At 69.5% G+C, this 16,827-nt stretch carries 21 protein-coding genes; 10 read left to right on the top strand and 11 right to left on the bottom strand.

The window, feature by feature from the left end; genetic code table 11:
• The first annotated feature begins 40 nt into the window (after positions 1 to 40).
• Positions 41 to 1,126 (top strand): CAF17-like 4Fe-4S cluster assembly/insertion protein YgfZ, encoded by a 1,086-nt coding sequence (gene ygfZ / locus Acor_RS32685; RefSeq protein WP_155340636.1) that lies wholly within the window; start codon positions 41 to 43, stop codon positions 1,124 to 1,126.
• 1 nt (position 1,127) lies between these two features.
• On the opposite strand, the gene dtd is transcribed toward ygfZ, so the two are convergent.
• The gene (gene dtd, locus Acor_RS32680) at positions 1,128 to 1,553 is read right to left on the bottom strand and encodes a D-aminoacyl-tRNA deacylase (RefSeq protein WP_155340635.1); all 426 of its coding nucleotides are present in this window, start codon (positions 1,551 to 1,553) and stop codon (positions 1,128 to 1,130) included.
• A gap of 46 nt (positions 1,554 to 1,599) precedes the next feature.
• On the opposite strand from dtd, the gene Acor_RS32675 reads away from it, so the two are divergent.
• On the top strand, positions 1,600 to 2,514 hold the full coding sequence (locus Acor_RS32675) for an asparaginase (RefSeq protein ID WP_155340634.1): 915 nt from the start codon (positions 1,600 to 1,602) through the stop codon (positions 2,512 to 2,514).
• Here the strand turns inward: Acor_RS32675 and Acor_RS32670 are convergent.
• Positions 2,501 to 4,087 carry a DUF2207 domain-containing protein gene (locus Acor_RS32670; RefSeq protein WP_246239458.1) on the bottom strand — a complete coding sequence of 529 codons (1,587 nt, stop codon included), beginning with the start codon at positions 4,085 to 4,087 and terminating at the stop codon, positions 2,501 to 2,503. The two genes, Acor_RS32675 and Acor_RS32670, sit on opposite strands and share 14 nt — an antisense overlap.
• Before the next feature lie 56 nt (positions 4,088 to 4,143).
• Here Acor_RS32670 and Acor_RS32665 point away from each other — a divergent pair, with 56 nt between their 5' ends.
• Both Acor_RS32665 and Acor_RS32660 read left to right on the top strand, forming a co-directional pair.
• Positions 4,144 to 5,130: a magnesium transporter CorA family protein gene (locus Acor_RS32665; RefSeq protein ID WP_155340633.1), complete on the top strand. Its 987-nt coding sequence runs from the start codon at positions 4,144 to 4,146 to the stop codon at positions 5,128 to 5,130.
• Positions 5,131 to 5,170: 40 nt separating this feature from the next.
• Complete coding sequence (locus Acor_RS32660) at positions 5,171 to 5,881, top strand: SGNH/GDSL hydrolase family protein (protein WP_155340632.1); 711 nt, start codon at positions 5,171 to 5,173, stop codon at positions 5,879 to 5,881.
• On the opposite strand, the gene Acor_RS32655 is transcribed toward Acor_RS32660, so the two are convergent.
• The 7 genes from Acor_RS32655 to Acor_RS32625 form a co-directional block, all read right to left on the bottom strand.
• Entirely contained in the window at positions 5,866 to 6,201 is a 336-nt protein-coding gene (locus Acor_RS32655; RefSeq protein ID WP_155340674.1) for a DUF2516 family protein, read from the bottom strand. The genes Acor_RS32660 and Acor_RS32655 overlap by 16 nt on opposite strands.
• A gap of 110 nt (positions 6,202 to 6,311) precedes the next feature.
• Positions 6,312 to 6,710, bottom strand: a complete 399-nt coding sequence (locus Acor_RS32650) for a hypothetical protein (RefSeq protein ID WP_155340631.1) — start codon at positions 6,708 to 6,710, stop codon at positions 6,312 to 6,314.
• Between the two features lie 8 nt (positions 6,711 to 6,718).
• Complete coding sequence (locus Acor_RS32645; protein WP_155340630.1) at positions 6,719 to 7,141, bottom strand: helix-turn-helix domain-containing protein; 423 nt, start codon at positions 7,139 to 7,141, stop codon at positions 6,719 to 6,721.
• Positions 7,142 to 7,200: 59 nt separating this feature from the next.
• Entirely contained in the window at positions 7,201 to 8,103 is a 903-nt protein-coding gene (locus Acor_RS32640) for a M56 family metallopeptidase (RefSeq protein ID WP_155340629.1), read from the bottom strand.
• Positions 8,103 to 8,456 (bottom strand): BlaI/MecI/CopY family transcriptional regulator, encoded by a 354-nt coding sequence (locus Acor_RS32635; RefSeq protein WP_155340628.1) that lies wholly within the window; start codon positions 8,454 to 8,456, stop codon positions 8,103 to 8,105. The genes Acor_RS32640 and Acor_RS32635 overlap by 1 nt, the downstream gene beginning before the upstream one ends.
• Before the next feature lie 66 nt (positions 8,457 to 8,522).
• A complete protein-coding gene (locus Acor_RS32630; protein ID WP_155340627.1) occupies positions 8,523 to 9,308 on the bottom strand; it encodes a class I SAM-dependent methyltransferase in 786 nt (261 codons plus the stop codon).
• Entirely contained in the window at positions 9,305 to 10,042 is a 738-nt protein-coding gene (locus tag Acor_RS32625) for an SDR family NAD(P)-dependent oxidoreductase (RefSeq protein ID WP_155340626.1), read from the bottom strand. Before Acor_RS32625 ends, Acor_RS32630 begins: the two co-directional genes overlap by 4 nt.
• A 70-nt stretch (positions 10,043 to 10,112) precedes the next feature.
• Here Acor_RS32625 and mshA point away from each other — a divergent pair, with 70 nt between their 5' ends.
• The 3 genes from mshA to Acor_RS32610 are packed head-to-tail and all read left to right on the top strand — an operon-like array spanning position 10,113 to position 12,643.
• Entirely contained in the window at positions 10,113 to 11,396 is a 1,284-nt protein-coding gene (gene mshA, locus Acor_RS32620; RefSeq protein ID WP_155340625.1) for a D-inositol-3-phosphate glycosyltransferase, read from the top strand.
• Positions 11,393 to 11,881 carry a type III secretion system chaperone family protein gene (locus Acor_RS32615; RefSeq protein ID WP_155340624.1) on the top strand — a complete coding sequence of 163 codons (489 nt, stop codon included), beginning with the start codon at positions 11,393 to 11,395 and terminating at the stop codon, positions 11,879 to 11,881. The genes mshA and Acor_RS32615 overlap by 4 nt, the downstream gene beginning before the upstream one ends.
• Before the next feature lie 24 nt (positions 11,882 to 11,905).
• Entirely contained in the window at positions 11,906 to 12,643 is a 738-nt protein-coding gene (locus Acor_RS32610; RefSeq protein ID WP_155340623.1) for a phosphoglyceromutase, read from the top strand.
• 72 nt (positions 12,644 to 12,715) lie between these two features.
• Here the strand turns inward: Acor_RS32610 and phoU are convergent, their stop codons facing one another.
• Positions 12,716 to 13,363: a phosphate signaling complex protein PhoU gene (gene phoU / locus Acor_RS32605; RefSeq protein WP_155340622.1), complete on the bottom strand. Its 648-nt coding sequence runs from the start codon at positions 13,361 to 13,363 to the stop codon at positions 12,716 to 12,718.
• Between the two features lie 154 nt (positions 13,364 to 13,517).
• Here phoU and Acor_RS32600 point away from each other — a divergent pair, with 154 nt between their 5' ends.
• Both Acor_RS32600 and Acor_RS32595 read left to right on the top strand, forming a co-directional pair.
• On the top strand, positions 13,518 to 14,657 hold the full coding sequence (locus Acor_RS32600; protein ID WP_155340673.1) for a sensor histidine kinase: 1,140 nt from the start codon (positions 13,518 to 13,520) through the stop codon (positions 14,655 to 14,657).
• A complete protein-coding gene (locus Acor_RS32595) occupies positions 14,654 to 15,346 on the top strand; it encodes a response regulator transcription factor (RefSeq protein WP_155340621.1) in 693 nt (230 codons plus the stop codon). Before Acor_RS32600 ends, Acor_RS32595 begins: the two co-directional genes overlap by 4 nt.
• 150 nt (positions 15,347 to 15,496) lie before the next feature.
• Here the strand turns inward: Acor_RS32595 and Acor_RS32590 are convergent, their stop codons facing one another.
• Positions 15,497 to 16,090: a copper chaperone PCu(A)C domain-containing protein gene (locus tag Acor_RS32590; RefSeq protein ID WP_246239454.1), complete on the bottom strand. Its 594-nt coding sequence runs from the start codon at positions 16,088 to 16,090 to the stop codon at positions 15,497 to 15,499.
• Positions 16,091 to 16,344: 254 nt separating this feature from the next.
• On the opposite strand from Acor_RS32590, the gene Acor_RS32585 reads away from it, so the two are divergent.
• Positions 16,345 to 16,827: a CarD family transcriptional regulator gene (locus Acor_RS32585; protein WP_030451583.1), complete on the top strand. Its 483-nt coding sequence runs from the start codon at positions 16,345 to 16,347 to the stop codon at positions 16,825 to 16,827.

Here is a 16,827-nt window from a genome sequence, read left to right as displayed (position 1 = left end):
CCGGGCCGCGCGGGTGGTCGGCCAGGCATAGCCTTGGGGTATGCGTAGTCCGTTGCTGAACACTCCCGGTGCCGTCCCCGCCCAGGCTCCCGACGATTCGGTGGCCGCCCACTACGGGGATCCGTACGCGGAACAACGCGCCCTCCTCCAGGGCACGGCACTGGTCGACCGCGGCAACCGTGACGTCCTGCGGGTCTCGGGTGTGGATCGGCTGAGCTGGCTGAACGACCTGAGCTCCCAGAAGGTCGACAAGCTCGCTCCCGGGGCCGCCACTCAGACGCTGGTGCTCGACCCGCAGGGCCGGGTGGAACACCACCTGACGCTGGTCGACGACGGCGACGCGACCTGGATCCACGTCGAGCCGGGCACGGGCGCTCAGCTGGCGATCTATCTGGACAAGATGCGCTTCATGCTGCGGGTCGACGTCGCCGACCTGAGCGCCGAATACGCGGTCGTCTCCACCGCGCCGGTGCCCGCTGAAGCGTCGCAGGCTCCCGCCGAGATCCTCCAGGCTCTCGCCAAAGCCACCCCCGGCGCGGTCGTGGTCGGCACCGACCTGCTCGTCCCGCGCCCCGCCCTCACCGTCGTGATCACCCACCCCGCCGGGCTCTGGGCCTACGACGCACTCCGCATCGAAGCCCACCGCCCCCGCCTGGGCTTCGACACCGACCACAAGACGATCCCGCACGAGGTCGGCTGGATCGAAGCCGCCGTACACCTCTCCAAGGGCTGCTACCGGGGCCAGGAAACCGTCGCCCGCGTCCACAACCTCGGCCACCCCCCGCGCCGCCTCGTCTTCCTCCACCTGGACGGCAGCGTCGACACGCTCCCCCCGCACGGCGCCCCGGTCACCCTCGGCGTGAGCACCCCCGCAGAAGGCGACCCCACGGCCTCGATCGAAGGCGCCACCGAAGGCGCGGCCACCCCCGGCCAGATCGGCTTCATCGGCTCCTCCGCCCGCCACCACGAACTGGGCCCGATCGCCCTCGCCGTGATCAAACGAACCGTCCCGATAGACATCCCCCTACTCGCCGGAAACGTCGCCGCCACCCAGGAAGTGATCGTCCCCCCGGACGCGGGCCGCAACGTGACCATCGACCCCGCACTCCGCCGCCGCCTCCGTTAGATCAGACGTCGATGACGAGGGTGATGGGGCCGTCGTTGACGAGGGAGACCTTCATATCGGCGCCGAATCTGCCGGTCTGTACGTGGGCGCCGAGGGTGCGAAGGGTGCTGATGACCGCCTCGACCAGGGGTTCGGCGACAGGGCCGGGGGCGGCGGCCTGCCAGGTGGGGCGGCGGCCCTTGGTGGTCTCGGCGTAGAGGGTGAACTGGCTGATGACCAGGAGGGGGGCGGCGGTGTCGGAGCAGGACTTCTCACCGTCGAGGATGCGGAGGTGCCAGAGTTTGGTGGCGAGTCTGGCGGCCTCTGCGGGGGTGTCGGTGTGGGTGACGCCGACCAGGACGAGGAGGCCGGGGGAGTCGATGGCGCCGATCGTGGTGCCGTCTACCGTCACCGAGGCTGAACTGACTCGTTGGACCACCGCGCGCATGGGGTGGATTCTGTCATGAGGGGGCAGGGTTCGTAGACTCGCCCTCATGTCCGAATTGATCGTCGAGGTGGTCCGATCCGGGTTCGTCGAATCGGCGCACCGGGCCCGGATGATCGCCGTGAACGGCGATGGCAAGCCGGTCCGGGTGCACGGCGAAGTGCAGACCCCGGCCTCCCCCCGTTCCTCTATGAAACCCCTGCAGGCGCTCGGCATGCTCACCGCCGGGCTGAACCTGGATCACGAACTTCTGGCGCTGGCCTGCGGCAGCCACGCCGGTGAGCCGTTCCACGTCGACGGCGCCCGCGCGATCCTGGCCGGCGCGGGCCTGGACGAGAGCGAGTTGCGCTGCCCTGCGGACTTCCCGGACGACCGGGCGGTCCAGGAGCGCGCCCGCGTCTACATGAACTGCTCCGGCAAGCACGCCGCCATGCTCGCCACCTGCGCGGCCAACGACTGGCCGCTGGACGACTACCGCGACCCGTCCCACCCACTCCAGAAGACGATCAGGGCCACCGTGGAGGAGTTCACCTCCGAGCGGGTGCCCGCGACCGGCGTGGACGGCTGCGGCGCGCCGCTGTTCTTCTGCTCGATGACCGGCCTGGTACGGGCGTTCCGCCGCCTCGTCCAAGCCACCCCCGGCAGCCTGGAACGCCGGATCGCGGACGCGATGCGCGCCCACCCCGAGTTCACCAGCGGCACCCACCGCCCCGAGGCCAAACTGATGCGCGTGATCCCGGGCCTGATGCTCAAGGCCGGCGCCGAGGCGTTCGACGCGTTCGCGCACGACGACGGCCGCGCCGCCGTCATCAAGATCGTCGACGGTAGCCAGCGCGCCCGCGTCCCGGTCACGATCGCCGCGCTGCGCGCGCTCGGCTTCGACGCCCCCGAACTGGACGAACTGGCCGTCCCGGTACTCGGCGGCGGGCAGCCGGTTGGCGAGATCCGGGTCAGAACGTCTTGAACTGACGGGACGCGGAGATCGCCCCGGAGGTGGTCATGGTAAAGGTGCGCATCGAGTCGGCGAACTTGGACAGGTCCCATTCGGCGGGGCCGTGGTACCAGTACAGGTTGTCGCCCTCGCCCTTGATCGAGGCCACCACCCGGGCCCACCGGTCCACACTGTCGAAGATCACCGCGTAGGGCAGGTAGCGGGAGAACAGTTCGGCCCGCTGCCCGGCCGGCACGTCGCCGATGTCGCCGGTGGCCAGGTACTCCCGGAAGCCCAGCGTGTGCGCCAGGGCCGCGGCCCCGCTCGCGGTCTTGGCCGGCATGTACTGCCCGCCCACGGTCAACGCCGCCCCCGCGATGATCACCGCAAGCCCCACCAGCCCGTACGTGCTGAACATCGCCAGCGCCACCGTCCCGGCCAGCCCGAGCACGGTCACCGCGACCCCGAGCACCGTCCAGCGGGACCGGACCGAATCGGGCCGCCGGATGAACCAGCCCTGCTTGACGACGTCACGGTAGAGGGCGTCCCGTACCCGCCCGAGGCCGGTGGTGAAGCCGCCGTGCAGCTGGGAGAGGAGGATCTCGTCGCGCAGGTCGAAGACCGAGTCGTACAGCGCCCGCTCGTACGGCAGCAGGCTCGCCACCGGCGCCTTCGGCAACTTAACCAGCAGCCAGTCCGGCGCGTCGTAGGTCTCCCGGGGCTGCTCGTCGATCCGCATGTACCCGCGCACCGCCAGATCCACGATCGTCGCGGTCACGTCGATCACGTCGGCCTGCTCGTCGATGAGCGTGCCGATCTGGCCGGGCCGCACCCCGTCCGGCGGCGCGAACCGCCCGTCCTGGAACGCCCCGCGCGCGCCGGACTCGGCCCCGATCACTCGCGCGTCCCGCCCCCGGGTCCAGTAGACCAGCCAGAGCCCGCCGAGCAGCAGCACCAGCAGCAGCGCCAGCGACCCGCCGGTGATCGCGTTCACCGTGAACGCCGCGCTCAGACTGAACCGGTGCTCCAGCGTGGGCGAGGCCCCGGTGGTCCCGGCCGGGTACCCGACCACGATGGTCAGCACCTGCCCGGCCGCGAGCCCCTGCTGCTCGAATTCGGCGTTCTGCCCGGTCTCGTCCATGGCGGCCGCCGTGCACCCGAGCGAGGCGCCCGGCTCCCCGGCGAAGCACGCAAGGTTCTGGATCTGCCCGGGACCGGTCACTTTGACGGTGACCAGGTCCTGCGGCCCTTCGGCGACGAACCACCGCAGTTCCTCGCCGCCGGCCAGGGGAGCCACCGCGCCGATCACGTCGTACTCCACCGAGCCGCTCGCGGCGACGGTCAGTTCCGCGCCGTCGAACGTGGCGCCCTTGACGTTGGCGATCCGGTACACGCGGTCGCTGGCGTCGTCGTGCCGGGTCCTGAGCAGGGGAGTCCTGGTCACCGGCCCGCCCTTGAGGACCACGTCCTCCTTGACGTGCAGCACGCCGTCCTTGCGCAGCTCCAGTGTGAGCGTGCCCTGGTCGGCGCGCGCGGGGGAGGCCACCACGAGGAGGGTTGCGACCGCGGCGACCATCGGCCCGAGCTGGCGTACGAGACTCACCATGAGCCGCCACGATAGCGGTCCGACTTGTCCTGTGCGCCCCGGAGTACGCTGGTGCGATGGCCCAGACCGCTCCGGCGAACACCCGTCTTTACCGGAACGGAAAACTCATCTCCGAGGGCTTTCCGATCGCCGACGTCTCCGATCACCTGGACGAGGAGGGGGCGGTCATCTGGTTCGACCTCTGCTCCCCGACCGAGGAGGAGCTGGCCACCATCAGCGAGGAGCTCGGCCTGCACGAACTCGCGGTCCGGAGCGTGCTCACCCCCAACCAGCGCCCCAAATTGGACATGTTCGATTCGCACATGTTCCTGAACGTCTACACGGCGCACTTCGACGGCGGCACCGGCGTGCTCGACCTGACCGAGGCGTCCGCCTTCATCACCGCCAACGCCCTGGTCACCGTCCGCACCTCGGATCGTTTCGACGTCCAGGAGCTGATCAACCGCTGGGACTCCTCGGAGGGCCTGGCCGAGCACGGCGTCGCCTTCCTGCTGCACGGCGTGCTCGACTACGTGGTGGACACCCACTTCGAGGTCGTCCAGGCGATGGACGAGCAGATCGAGGGCCTGGAGGACCGCCTGTTCGGCGAGCAGATCCCGGACCGCGTCGAGGAGCGCCGCACCTTCGAACTCCGCCAGAGCCTGGTCACCTTCCGCCGCGTGGTCACCCCGATGCGGGACATCGTCAACACCCTGTTCCGCCGCAACGACGTGATCAGGGACAGTTCCATCACCCCGTACTTCCAGGACGTGTACGACCACGTGCTGCGCGCGGCCGAATGGACGGACTCGCTGCGCGACCTGGTCGGCAACATCCGCGAAGCGCACATGACCATGCAGAGCAACCGGATGAACCTGATCATGAAGCGGGTGACCAGCTGGGCGGCCATCATCGCCGTCCCGACCGCGATCACCGGCTTCTACGGCCAGAACGTGCCCTACCCCGGATCCGAGCAGATGTGGGGTTTCTGGGCCTCCACCGGGGTCTGGTCGATCGCCGCCGTCGTCCTCTACTGGCAGTTCCGCAAACGTGACTGGCTGTAATCGATAGACTTCCGGCCTGCGCTTGGAGACCGGAGGTGGCATGCGCGCGCCGTTGCTGGTGTCGTGGTTGTCGATCTGCGGGCTGGTCACCGGATGCGCGAGCGCCGTCGGTGAGACCGCCATCCCGGCGCCGCCGCTCGTCCCGTTCCGGACCCCCGTGGTGATGTTCGTCGGCGACAGCTTCGTGGTCGGCTCAGGGCCGGTGGACACCTGGGACGCCTACCCGGCGGAGACGGCCCGCGCGCTCGGCTGGCAGCTGATCACCGCCGGTGGCCGGGGCGCAGGGTTCGTGGCGAAGGGCAAGGTCGACCGCACGTTCGGCCAGTCGTTCACGCGGGAGCTGTCCTGGCGCCCTGAACCCGACCTGGTCGTGCTGGCCGGCGGCCACAACGACCGCAAGCAGGCGTCTAAGGTGCGGGCCGCCGCGATCCGGCTGGTCCACCGGGTGAAGGCGCGCTGGCCCAAGGCCCGGGTGGTGCTGGTCGGCCCGATCTGGCTGAAGAAGCCGCCGAAGGCCGCCGTCAAGGTCAGGAACGCGGTCGCCAAGGCCGCCTGGCTGACCGGGGTGCCGTTCGCCGACCCGCTCACCCAGAAGTGGACCAAGGGCGACCTGCTGCCGGACGGAACGCACCCGACCCTGACCGGCCATCGCCGGTTGGCGCAGTGGCTGGTGGCCATCCTCCGGTCGCGCGGCATGGCGCCGGAGGGTCTGGGGCCGAGGCCGCTGCAGGGTCCTTACCAGGGGCCGTAGGGGCCCTGGTTGCTGCCGCCGCCGCGGTATTCGTTGACGGCCGGCTTCACGTCGGCCAGGTAGACGCCGGCCGCGATGACCGAGGCGATGGTGAAGATGTTGAGCATGGCGAAGCCGACGCCCAGGTAGCCGCTGGCCGAGGCCAGCGTGAAGATGGTGGCCAGGCCGGTGAAGACGAGCCAGAGGTTCTTGGACAGCTTGCCCGCCGCCTGGAACGCCTTGGCCGGCGTCTTGATCGCGTGGACCAGGGCCCACACGGACATGCCGAAGGCCGCGATGGCGAGGCCCCAGAAGATGTAGTCCAGCAGGCCGTAGAGCATCGTCACTCCAGCGTGGTCTAAGGATGGACGACCACCAGCCTAATGCGTGCGCGGGAGCCGTACAGAAGCAGAAAGCGGCCCGCGTCGAACGCGGGCCGCTTTCCGGTGGCTCAGGCCTTGGCCTTGGTGCGCGGGGTGACCGGCTTCCGGGCCGGGGCCCGGCGGGCGCCCGCGGACTCGGCGACCTCTTCCAGCTCGATCGCGGCGCCGCCGCTGACCTTGCGGACGACCTTCCGGCCGCGCTTGGCCAGGTCGTCGTAGACCTCGGTCAGCCGGGAGGTGACGGTCTCCGCATACTCCCTGGTCTTGCCGGGGAGCTCGCGGGCGTAGTTCTCGGCCCGGTCCTGGACGCGCTCCGCGTACTTCTTCGCGTCGCCCTGGCGGTCCTGCAGCTTGGCCAGCTGGTCCGGCAGTTCGCGCAGTTTCTCCATGGCGAAGTCGCCGGCGCCGGTGAGGGCGTAGAACGGCTTCGACTCGGTGATCTTCTTTACCTCGGTGGCGAGGGTCATGATGGGCGTTACCCTTCTGATGTGGCGTGACCGTTTTGCGAGTTGACCGCCCCCAGAGGCTCAGCCGGTGTCGTCGGCTGGGCCTCGTCGGTTGTTGCCGCTCGGTTCTCGCGCCGGAACGATTCGTAGATGTCGATCAGCACTTGACGCTGCCGTCCGCTGATGGTGACATCCGCCCGGATCGCGGTCAGGACATCGCTGTCCGGCTCGCGCTCCTCGATCAGACCGGCCTGTACGTAGAGCGCCTGAGCGGAGATCTGCAGACCTTTGGCGATCTGGTTGAGGATCTCCGCGCTGGGCTTGCGGACCCCGCGCTCCACCTGACTCAGGTAGGGAAACGAGACCCCCGCCTGAGCGGCGAGCTGGCGCAGCGAGATCTTCGCCTGCTGCCGTTGCTCGCGAATGTACGAACCGATCTTGGGCAGTTCCATGCCTCCAGTCTGCCAAAGCGTGTATGCAATTGCAAACGGGCTGGATAACAGCAGCTAACTCAGCCCGGCAGGAGCCAGAGCAGCGGGGCGGACGCGGTAAGGATCACCGACCCGGCCACGATAGCGAAACGCACATGCGCCGGAAGCTCGGCACGCGGCTTGACCAGGCGATTCACCCTCGCCATTACATTCTCCCCCGTGCTCGCGCCGAGGGCGCCGTGGGGGGTGGCGAAGGCGGCGGCCGTGCCGAACCGGAGCAGGGCGGTGGCCAGCCGCTTCGGCGAGCACTGGCGGCGGGCCCGGTCGTCGGCCGCCATCTCGATCAGCAGCGCCACCGAGGCGTGCGCGTCGTGCACGGTTCTGGTCCAGGGCAGCACCCAGCGCAGCGCCGCGAACGGCAGCAGCACCAGATCGTGCCGCTCCCGGACGTGCGCGGCCTCGTGCGCGAGCACGGCCGTCAGCTCGTCGGCGCTGAGCAGGCTCAGCGTGCCCGCGCTGATCACCACCTGGGAGCGAAGCCCCGGCACGCAGTACGCCGCCGCCCCCGGGTGGTCGACGACCCGGACTCCGGGTACCCCGGGCTCGTCCCGCGCGATCAGCGCCAGCAGCAGCCGATGCCGCCGCCGGGCCTGCAACGTCTGCGCGCCGGCGGCCACCAGCACGGCCGACAGCACGGCGAACAGGGCGAGCCCGCCCAGCAGCGCCGCGATCCGCAGGAAGTCGTGCGGCTCCCGCCAGTGGTGTCCCATGTACGCCAGGCCATGGACGATCCCACGCCCGAACGGTTCCAGCGCGAACGCCAGCAGCGCGCCCGTGCTGGCCAGCCCCCAGGTCACGCCGAGGGACTGCCACAGCAGGATGGCCGCGCGCGGGGCCCGCCAGGTCCACCGGGCCGCCGTCAGCCGCCAGGCGCCGAGGGCACAGACCGTGGCAAGCGCCGCGAGGGTCGCCGCCGCGATCATTACTCCTCCAGCTCGGTGAGCGCGCGGCGGAGGATCTCGGCCTCGGAGCCGGACACCGCCTGGGCGAAGCGTTGCAGGGCGGCGCTGCGGTCGCCGGTCATCTCCAGGGCTTCCAGCATGAGCTCGGCCACGTACGCGTCGCGGCTGGCGGCGGGTTCGTAGCGCCAGGCGCGGCCGTCGCGGGTGCGGGTGAGGAAGCCCTTGCGGGTGAGCCGGTCCAGGACGGTCATCACCGTGGTGGGGGCGAGGTCGCGGTCCGCGATCAACCGGCCCACTTCGCGCGCGGTCAACGGACCGTTCTCCGCCCAGAGGATGTCCATGATGCTGCGTTCAAGCTCGCCAAGACCCTTCACGACATCAGCCTACCTGGCGTAGTACTACGTCTTGTAGAGAGGTAGTACTTAGGACCAGCGTCGAGCTTAGGACACGGCTGACCAAGGGAGGGTAAGTTCGCCCAACCGCCATCGGGTTCGTCCGCCGAACGGGGGATGGGTGTGGACCGGCCAGGTTTGGGCGAGGAGTTCGGCGGTGCGGATCCAGCGCTGGCGGGCGCCGTAGGCGGTGAAGGGGGCGCAGGTGGCCCAGGCCCGGTCCCAGTCGGTGAGGAACCGATTTATCGGGTGGCCGGGGATATTTCGGTGGATGAGGGTTTTTGGGAGGCGTTCGGCGAGGTCGGAGGGGCGGTCGATGCCGCCGAACCGCGCCGCGAACGTAATGATTTTTGGGCTTTTATCGTCCAATGTTGCCCAGACGGCGCGGTGGCCGACCTCGGAGCAGGTGCCCTCGACCAGGATTCCCCGCGGATGCAGCCGTTGTCGCAACATTTCCCAGTATTGCCACGCCTCGGGCTCGCCGTACTGCCGGAGCACATTGAAGGCCCGGACCAGCACCGGCGGCCGGCCCACCGGCAGTTCGAACCCACCCCGCACGAAGCTCAGCCCCGGCCGCTCGTACGGCTTCGCCGCCGCCACCCGGGCCGGATCGATCTCGACGCCGACCACCTGGACGTCCCGGGCCACCCGCCGCAACCGAGTGAAAAGCTCATATGTCGTGATGTGGGAGGCGCCGTAGCCGAGGTCCACCACCAGCGGTTCCGGGACCGAGCGCAGCAACCCGCCGTACCCGGCCGCGATCCAGCGGTCCGCCCGGCGGAGCCGGTTGCGGCCGGTGGTGCCGCGGGTGATCTCCCCGACCGGCCGCCTCACACCCGATGGACCTTGTGCTGCGCCGCCTGCGCGCGCGGCCGGATGACCAGCCGGTCGATGTTCACGTGCGCGGGACGGGTCACCGCGAACGCGATCACATCCGCCACGTCCTCCGCGGTCAGCGGATCCGGCACGCCGTCGTACACTTTGGCCGCCGCGCTCTGGTCCCCCCGGAACCGGGCCAGCGAGAACTCCTCGGTCCGCACCATGCCGGGCGCGATCTCGACGATCCGCACCGGCTCGCCGCACAGTTCCAGCCGCAGCGTCTCGGTCATCGACGTCTGGGCGTGCTTGGCGGCGCAGTAGCCGCCGCCCCCCTCGTAGGAGACGAGCCCCGCCACCGACGTCAGCATCAGCAGCACCCCGTCCCCCGACTCGATGAGTTTGGGGAGCAACGCCCGGGTCATCCGCAGCGAGCCGAGCACGTTGACCTCGTACATCCGCTGCCAGTCCTCGACCCGCCCGGCCGAAACCGGCTCCAGACCGATCGCCCCGCCGGCGTTGTTGATCAGCACGTCACAGCGGTCCAGCGTGGCCACGAGCGCGTCCACCGACTCCGCCGACGTCACGTCGAGGGTGGCCGGCCGGATCGACGGAACCTCGGCCGCGAGCCGGTCCAGCCGGTCCCGCCGCCGGGCGGCCGCGACCACGTCGTATCCTTCGGCGGCGAGCCGCCGCGCGGTCGCCTCGCCGATCCCGCTGCTCGCCCCTGTCACCACTGCTGTCCGTGCCATGGGGGCCATCTTATGGGTGGGAATCTGACGGAGTTATTCGGAGTTATTACCCGCTTGGAGGTGGTTTGGGGTGACGCTCGGACGGCGACGACTGAACCGGGTTGCGACGATCAGCATGCACACGTCCCCGTTGGACCAGCCGGGCACCGGCGACGCGGGCGGCATGAACGTCTACATCGTGGAGGTGGCCAAGCGCTTGGCCGCGCTCGGGGTCGAGGTGGAGATCTTCACCCGGCAGACCGCGCGCGACCTGCCTCCGGTGGCGGAGATCGTTCCGGGCGTGTCGGTGCGGCATGTGACCGCGGGGCCGTACGAGGAACTGGACCGGGGTGATCTCCCCGGCCAGATGTGCGCGTTCCTGTCGGGCGTGCTGCGCACCGAGGCCATGTACGACCCCGGCCGGTACGACGTGATCCACTCCCACTACTGGCTCTCCGGCCAGGTCGGCTGGCTGGCCAAGGAGCGCTGGGGGCTGCCGCTGGTGCACACCATGCACACCATGGCCAAGGTCAAGAACCTGCTGCTGGCCGAGGGCGACCGGCCGGAACCCCAGGTCCGGGTGATGGGCGAGGAACAGGTCGTCGACATCGCCGACCGGTTAGTCGCCAACACCGCGGCCGAGGCGGAAGAGCTCATCTCCCTCTATTCCGCGCCGCCGGAGAAGGTCTCGGTGGTCAACCCCGGCGTCAACCTGACCGTCTTCCAGCCGGCCTCCAAGGGCGCGGCCCGGCACCGCCTCGGCCTGCCGCAGCACGCCGTCATCCTGCTCTTCGTCGGCCGCATCCAGCCGCTGAAGGCCCCCGACGTCCTGCTCAAAGCCGCGGCCAGGATGCTCGCCGACGACCCGTCGCTCCGCGACCGCCTGGTCATCGCCTGCGTCGGCGGCCCCAGCGGCAACGGCCTGGCCCGCCCCGCGCTGCTCGCCGACCTGGCCGCCGAACTCGGCATCTCCGACGTGGTACGGCTCGCGCCGCCCGCCCCCCAGCACGAGCTGGCCGACTGGTACCGCGCCGCCGACCTCACCGTCGTGCCCTCCCACAACGAATCCTTCGGCCTGGTCGCCCTGGAGTCCCAGGCGTGCGGCACGCCCGTCGTCGCCGCCTCGGTCGGCGGCCTCAGAACCGCCGTCAAGGACGGCGTCTCCGGCGTGCTCGTGAACGGCCACGACCCGCAGACCTGGGCGACCACCCTGGCAGAACTGATCAGGCAGCCCACCTGGCGGGACTACCTGGCCGTCAACGCGCCACGCCACGCGACCGGTTTCGGGTGGTCCGCCACCGCCGCGCGGCTGGTCGAGGTGTATACCGGAACCATGGCCAAGCTGCATCGCGTCCCCGTGGCGGTCAACCTTTGATCGCCGCCGTCGAGGAGGCGCTGAAGGCCGCGGACCTGTCCTACGAACAGCCGCGGCCCGGCGCCTTCCTCGTGAAACTGCCCGGCCAGCACAAGCTCGCCACCATGACCTGGCTGATCGTCGCCGACCAGGCCCTGCACGTGGAGGCGTTCTTCTGCCGCCGCCCCGACGAGAACCACGCCGACTTCTACCGCTGGCTGCTGTCCAAGAACGGCTCCATGTACGGCGTGCACTTCGCCCTCGACCCGATCGGCGACGTCTACCTGGTGGGCCGGATCCCGCTGTCGGCCATCTCGGACGAGGAGATCGACCGCATCCTCGGCTGCGTGCTCACCTACGCCGACGAGTGGTTCGACCGCGCGCTGGAACTGGGTTTCGCGTCCTCGATCCGGCGCGAGTGGGAGTGGCGTCTCAAGCGTGGCGAATCCACCGCGAACCTCGCCGCTTTCGCGCGTTTCGCCGACCCCGGCCGGGAGTCGGCGTAGGCGGATCCCGTTAGGATTGCGCCCATGGCGACTTTGGTGCTGCTGCGGCACGGCGAGAGCGAATGGAACATCAAGGGCCTGTTCACCGGGTGGGTGGACGTCACCCTCTCGGCGACCGGTGAGGCCGAGGCCAGCCGTGGCGGCCACCTGCTGATCGAGGCGGGCGTGCGCCCGGATGTGGTGCACACGTCCCTGCTGACCCGGGCGATCAGGACCGCCAATCTGGCCCTGGAATCGGCCGATCTGCTCTGGCTTCCCACGCGGCGTTCGTGGCGGCTGAACGAGCGGCACTACGGCGCGCTGCAGGGCAAGGACAAGGCGCAGACGCGGGCCGAGTTCGGCGACGAGCAGTTCATGCTGTGGCGCCGGTCCTATGACACGCCGCCGCCGCCGATCGCCGACGACGACGAGTTCTCCCAGGCGGGCGACGCCCGTTACGCGGAGCTTCCGCCGGAGTTGCTGCCCCGGACCGAGTGCCTGGAGGACGTCGTCGACCGGATGCTGCCGTACTGGTATGACCAGATCGTCCCCGACCTGGCCGCCGGCAAGACCGTGCTCGTGGTCGCCCACGGCAACTCGCTGCGCGCGCTGGTGAAGCACCTGGACGGGATCAGCGACCAGGACATCGCCGGCCTGAACATTCCCACCGGCATCCCGCTCCGGTATGAGCTGGACGCCGAGTACAAGCCGGTCAGCTCCGGCTACCTGGACCCGGATGCGGCCAAGGCCGCCATCGAAGCTGTGGCGAACCAGGGCAAATAGAACCAGGGCAAATAACCGACCTGCGCGCGGCCCCCCGGCCCCCCGAGGACCGGGGGGTCACGCGTGCTCGGGTCAGCTCTCCTGGCGGGAGCCGGTCACCAGGTAGACCACGTCGTGGGCGACCCGGACGGCGTGGTCGGCGTAGCGCTCGTAGTAGCGGCCGGCCAGGGTGATGTCGATGGCCGCCTCGACCCCGTACTTCCAGTCGGGGGAGAGCAGGATGCGGAACAGCCGGCGGTGCAGCTTGTCCATCGCGTCGTCGTCGGCCTCCAGCTCCTTGGAGAGCTCGACGTCGCGGGTGGCGATGCAGGTGCCGGTCTTGGTGATCAGGCGCTCCGCGATCTGGCCCATCTCCAGGATGATGTCGCGCAGCGAGGCCGGGATCGCCGACGTCGGGTGGCGGAGCCGGGCGATCTTGGCGATGTGCTCGGCCAGGTCGCCCATCCGCTCCAGGTCGGCCGCCATCCGGAGCGCGCTGATCACGGTGCGCAGGTCGATGGCGACGGGCTGCTGGGTGGCCATGACCTCGTAGATGGAGGTCTCCACCTCCGCGTACAGCCGGTTGACCTCTTCGTCCTGGGAGATGACACTCTCAGCCAGGTGCAGGTCCGAGTCGAGCAGCGCGGTGGTCGCCCGCGACATGGCCGACCGGACCAGGCGGGTCATCTCCACCAGCCGATCGGTGAGCGTGTTCAGTTCATCGTGATAGGCGTCGCGCATGCCGTCACCGTACGCGTGGCACGATGAACGAACCTAGACCGGCAGGTGAACTCTTCCGGAAAGGCAAAGGTCATGCCCTATCAGGCAGTCTGGCACACCGGGATTCCCACCTAGCATCTAAGTCGTGAACGAGTTGCTGGCGAGTTTCGCGGCGATGGGCGGCTTCCTGGTGGGCACCCTCGTCATGATGGCGATCCGGCGGCAGTCGGAGCCGGTGCGAGATCCGGTGCCCATCGACGACAGCCTGTCCCCCGGGGTGGCGTCGGTGCTGGCCGTGCTGCCGTCCTCGGCGGTGGTGCTCGACCGGGAGGACCGCGTGCTGCGGGCCAGTTCGGCCGCGAGGGCGTACGGGCTGGTGAAAGGCGACGCCATGATGGCCGCCGAACTGCTCGCCCTGGCCCGCAAGGTGCGGCGCGACGGTGAGATCAGGGAAGGCGAGCTCGAAGTGCCCGGCCGCAAGTTCGGCCAGGAGTCCACCACGTTCGCGGTCAGGGTCGCGCCGCTCGGCTCCAACGGCCAGGTGCTCGTCCTCGCCGAGGACCAGACAGAACGCTTCAGAGTCGAAGCCGTACGGCGAGATTTCGTGGCCAACGTCAGCCACGAGCTCAAGACGCCGGTCGGCGCGCTGAGCCTGCTGGCCGAGACGATCCAGGACGCGGCCGACGACCCCGAGGCGGTCACCAGGTTCGCCGGGCGCATGCAGCACGAGGCGGCCCGGCTCACCTACCTGGTGCAGGACCTGATCACGCTGTCCCGGATCCAGGGCGCGGAGGCCATCCCGACCCCCGGCCCGGTGCCGGTGGACGAGACCGTGCACGAGGCCATCGACCGGTGCAACACCAAGGCGGCCTCCAAGGACATCACCCTGGTGGCCGGCGGCACCGAGGGTTTAAACGTGTGGGGCGACGACGAGCTCCTGGTCACCGCACTGCGTAACCTGATCGACAACGCGGTGGCCTACAGCCCCGAGCACACCAGGGTCGTGGTGAGCGCCCGCCCCGCCGGTGAATCGGTCGAGGTCAGCGTCAGCGACCAGGGCATCGGGATCCCCGAAGGCGCGCAGGAGCGCATCTTCGAACGGTTCTTCCGGGTCGACGCGGCCCGGTCGAGAGCGACGGGCGGCACCGGTCTCGGGCTCGCCATCGTCAAACACGTCGCCGTCGCGCACGGCGGCGAAGTCACGGTGTGGAGCAAAGAGGGCTCCGGATCGACCTTCACCCTCCGTCTCCCCGCCTTCGGCGGCGTGGCGGTGGCGGTACCACGCACCACAACCCCCATGGAGGCGGCCACATGACCCGGGTACTCGTCGTGGAGGACGAGGAATCGTTCTCCGACGCCCTGTCCTACATGCTTCGCAAAGAGGGCTTCGAGGTGGCCGTGGCGGCCACCGGGCCTGAGGCGCTGGAGACCTTCGACCGAAACGGCGCCGACCTGGTGCTGCTCGACCTGATGCTGCCCGGCCTGCCGGGCACCGAAGTCTGCCGCTCCCTCCGGCAACGCTCCAAAGTCCCAGTGATCATGCTGACCGCCAAGGACAGCGAGATCGACAAGGTGGTCGGCCTGGAACTCGGCGCCGACGACTACGTCACCAAGCCGTTCTCCTCCCGCGAGCTGGTGGCCCGGATCCGGGCCGTCCTGCGCCGTCAGGGTGACGTCGAGGAGCTGGAGTCCGCCATCCTGGCCGCCGGCCCGGTCCGGATGGACGTGGACCGGCACATCGTCGCGGTCCGCGGCCAGCAGGTCCAGCTTCCCCTCAAGGAGTTCGAACTCCTGGAGGTCCTGCTCCGCAACGCCGGCCGCGTCCTCACCCGCGGCCAGCTCATCGACCGCGTCTGGGGCGCCGACTACGTGGGCGACACCAAGACCCTCGACGTCCACGTCAAACGCCTCCGCGCCAAGGTCGAATCCGACCCCGCCAACCCCCGCTGCATCCTCACGGTCCGCGGCCTCGGCTACAAATTCGACCCCGTCATCGAGGACTAGCCCAAAACCCAAGAAACCCCCTGGCCCGTTCACCGGCCAGGGGGTTTCTCGCTGACTGCACTTGGGCGGCCCCGACACTCTTGGCGCCGGGACGGTGAGAAGGGGAACGGTCGTAAACGGCGCCGGATAGCGGCGAGCAACCCGATTTGTTCAGTGACTTGTCGCCGCGGTCGGAGAAGCGGAGGCGACCGGGCTGGGGGCCGGGAGCGCGCCCTGGACCGGGGGCAGGGTCGCGTACTCGCGGCTGCGGGTGATCACCGGAACGTCCAGGGTGATGTCGCCCGCGGTCTGGAACTTCAGCGTCAGCTTGAGGCTCTCGCCGCCGCGCAGGGCGGTCTTGAGGCCCTCGACGGTGAGCTGCGGCGCCGGCTGACCGGTGTTCACCAGGGTGTGCGGGGGAACCGCGACGGGTGCGGCGACCTTCACCGAGGTGGCCTGGTCGGGCAGCGGGGTCACGCTGACCAGGCTGTCGGGCGCCGCGTTCTGGTTGGTGAGGATCAAGTACAGCGGAGCGGCCCCGCCGGCCGGGATCTGGCCACCGGAGTCGGGCCCGAGCACGAACGCCTGGCTGATCCGCATGCCCCGCTCGCCGTACGCGTTGTCGCTGATCAGGACCTGCGCTTCGGTCGGCGAGTACGGCAGGTTGGTGTTGGCCTGGTCGCCCGCGCCGCACGCGGCCAGCGCAGGGGCGGCGGCGAGGAGCGCGGCAACGACGATCACCCTGCGGCGGCTGGTGCTGGTCACGGCTTGAGGTCTCCTTGTTACCCGGTCAGATAGAGCTGGGGATCACCCTATCGATGGGAGGCGCCCCTCCCCGCACCGGGCCGGTTTCCCCTGATTTGGCAGGTCACCCGGTATGCCAGAGTTGCCCATTCACAGAGTCGACTGGTTGTCAAGTCCCAAAATGAGGCTTTGACCTGCAGTTATGGTGATTTCACTGTTCCGGGAGGCTGTTGACGCGTGGTACCCTGGAGTACAGCGGAAGGGGTACTTGTCACATGACTTTCCAGGTCGGCGACACGGTCGTCTACCCCCATCACGGGGCTGCTCGGATCGAAGCCATCACCACTCGGACCATAAAGGGTGAGGAAAAGACCTACCTGGTGCTCAAGGTCGACAAGGGCGACCTTACCGTCCAGGTGCCAGCGGAGAACGCCGAACTTGTCGGTGTGCGTGACGTCGTAGGCCAGGAAGGCCTTGAGCGCGTCTTCGACGTGCTTCGCATGCCGCACACCGAGGAGCCAACCAACTGGTCCCGCCGCTACAAGGCCAACCTTGAGAAGCTGGCGTCCGGCGACGTCAACAAGGTGGCCGAGGTCGTTCGCGACCTGTGGCGTCGTGACCGGGAACGCGGTCTCTCGGCGGGCGAGAAGCGGATGCTCGCCAAGGCTCGGCAGATTCTGGTCAGTGAGCTCGCTCTGGCGGAGAAGACCAACGAGGACAAGGCAGAAGCACTTCTCGACGAGGTGCTGAACTCCTGA

This window comes from Acrocarpospora corrugata (assembly GCF_009687845.1).
Classification (GTDB): domain Bacteria; phylum Actinomycetota; class Actinomycetes; order Streptosporangiales; family Streptosporangiaceae; genus Acrocarpospora; species Acrocarpospora corrugata.
The sequence above is the reverse complement of the archived record's forward strand: the minus strand, read 5'-3'. Positions and strand labels throughout refer to the sequence as shown.

Bases quoted from the DNA above. Each gene is read 5' to 3' on its own strand.
- Acor_RS32625 (WP_155340626.1), bottom strand. From the start codon at position 10,042: ATGGCACGGACAGCAGTGGTGACAGGGGCGAGCAGCGGGATCGGCGAG.
- phoU (WP_155340622.1), bottom strand. From the start codon at position 13,363: ATGCGCGACGCCTATCACGATGAACTGAACACGCTCACCGATCGGCTG.
- Acor_RS32640 (WP_155340629.1), bottom strand. From the start codon at position 8,103: ATGATCGCGGCGGCGACCCTCGCGGCGCTTGCCACGGTCTGTGCCCTC.
- Acor_RS32595 (WP_155340621.1), top strand. From the start codon at position 14,654: ATGACCCGGGTACTCGTCGTGGAGGACGAGGAATCGTTCTCCGACGCC.
- dtd (WP_155340635.1), bottom strand. From the start codon at position 1,553: ATGCGCGCGGTGGTCCAACGAGTCAGTTCAGCCTCGGTGACGGTAGAC.
- Acor_RS32610 (WP_155340623.1), top strand. From the start codon at position 11,906: ATGGCGACTTTGGTGCTGCTGCGGCACGGCGAGAGCGAATGGAACATC.
- Acor_RS32600 (WP_155340673.1), top strand. From the start codon at position 13,518: ATGGGCGGCTTCCTGGTGGGCACCCTCGTCATGATGGCGATCCGGCGG.
- Acor_RS32655 (WP_155340674.1), bottom strand. From the start codon at position 6,201: ATGCTCTACGGCCTGCTGGACTACATCTTCTGGGGCCTCGCCATCGCG.
- Acor_RS32660 (WP_155340632.1), top strand. From the start codon at position 5,171: ATGCGCGCGCCGTTGCTGGTGTCGTGGTTGTCGATCTGCGGGCTGGTC.
- Acor_RS32665 (WP_155340633.1), top strand. From the start codon at position 4,144: ATGGCCCAGACCGCTCCGGCGAACACCCGTCTTTACCGGAACGGAAAA.
- ygfZ (WP_155340636.1), top strand. From the start codon at position 41: ATGCGTAGTCCGTTGCTGAACACTCCCGGTGCCGTCCCCGCCCAGGCT.
- Acor_RS32675 (WP_155340634.1), top strand. From the start codon at position 1,600: ATGTCCGAATTGATCGTCGAGGTGGTCCGATCCGGGTTCGTCGAATCG.
- Acor_RS32650 (WP_155340631.1), bottom strand. From the start codon at position 6,710: ATGACCCTCGCCACCGAGGTAAAGAAGATCACCGAGTCGAAGCCGTTC.
- Acor_RS32670 (WP_246239458.1), bottom strand. From the start codon at position 4,087: ATGGTGAGTCTCGTACGCCAGCTCGGGCCGATGGTCGCCGCGGTCGCA.
- Acor_RS32585 (WP_030451583.1), top strand. From the start codon at position 16,345: ATGACTTTCCAGGTCGGCGACACGGTCGTCTACCCCCATCACGGGGCT.
- Acor_RS32645 (WP_155340630.1), bottom strand. From the start codon at position 7,141: ATGGAACTGCCCAAGATCGGTTCGTACATTCGCGAGCAACGGCAGCAG.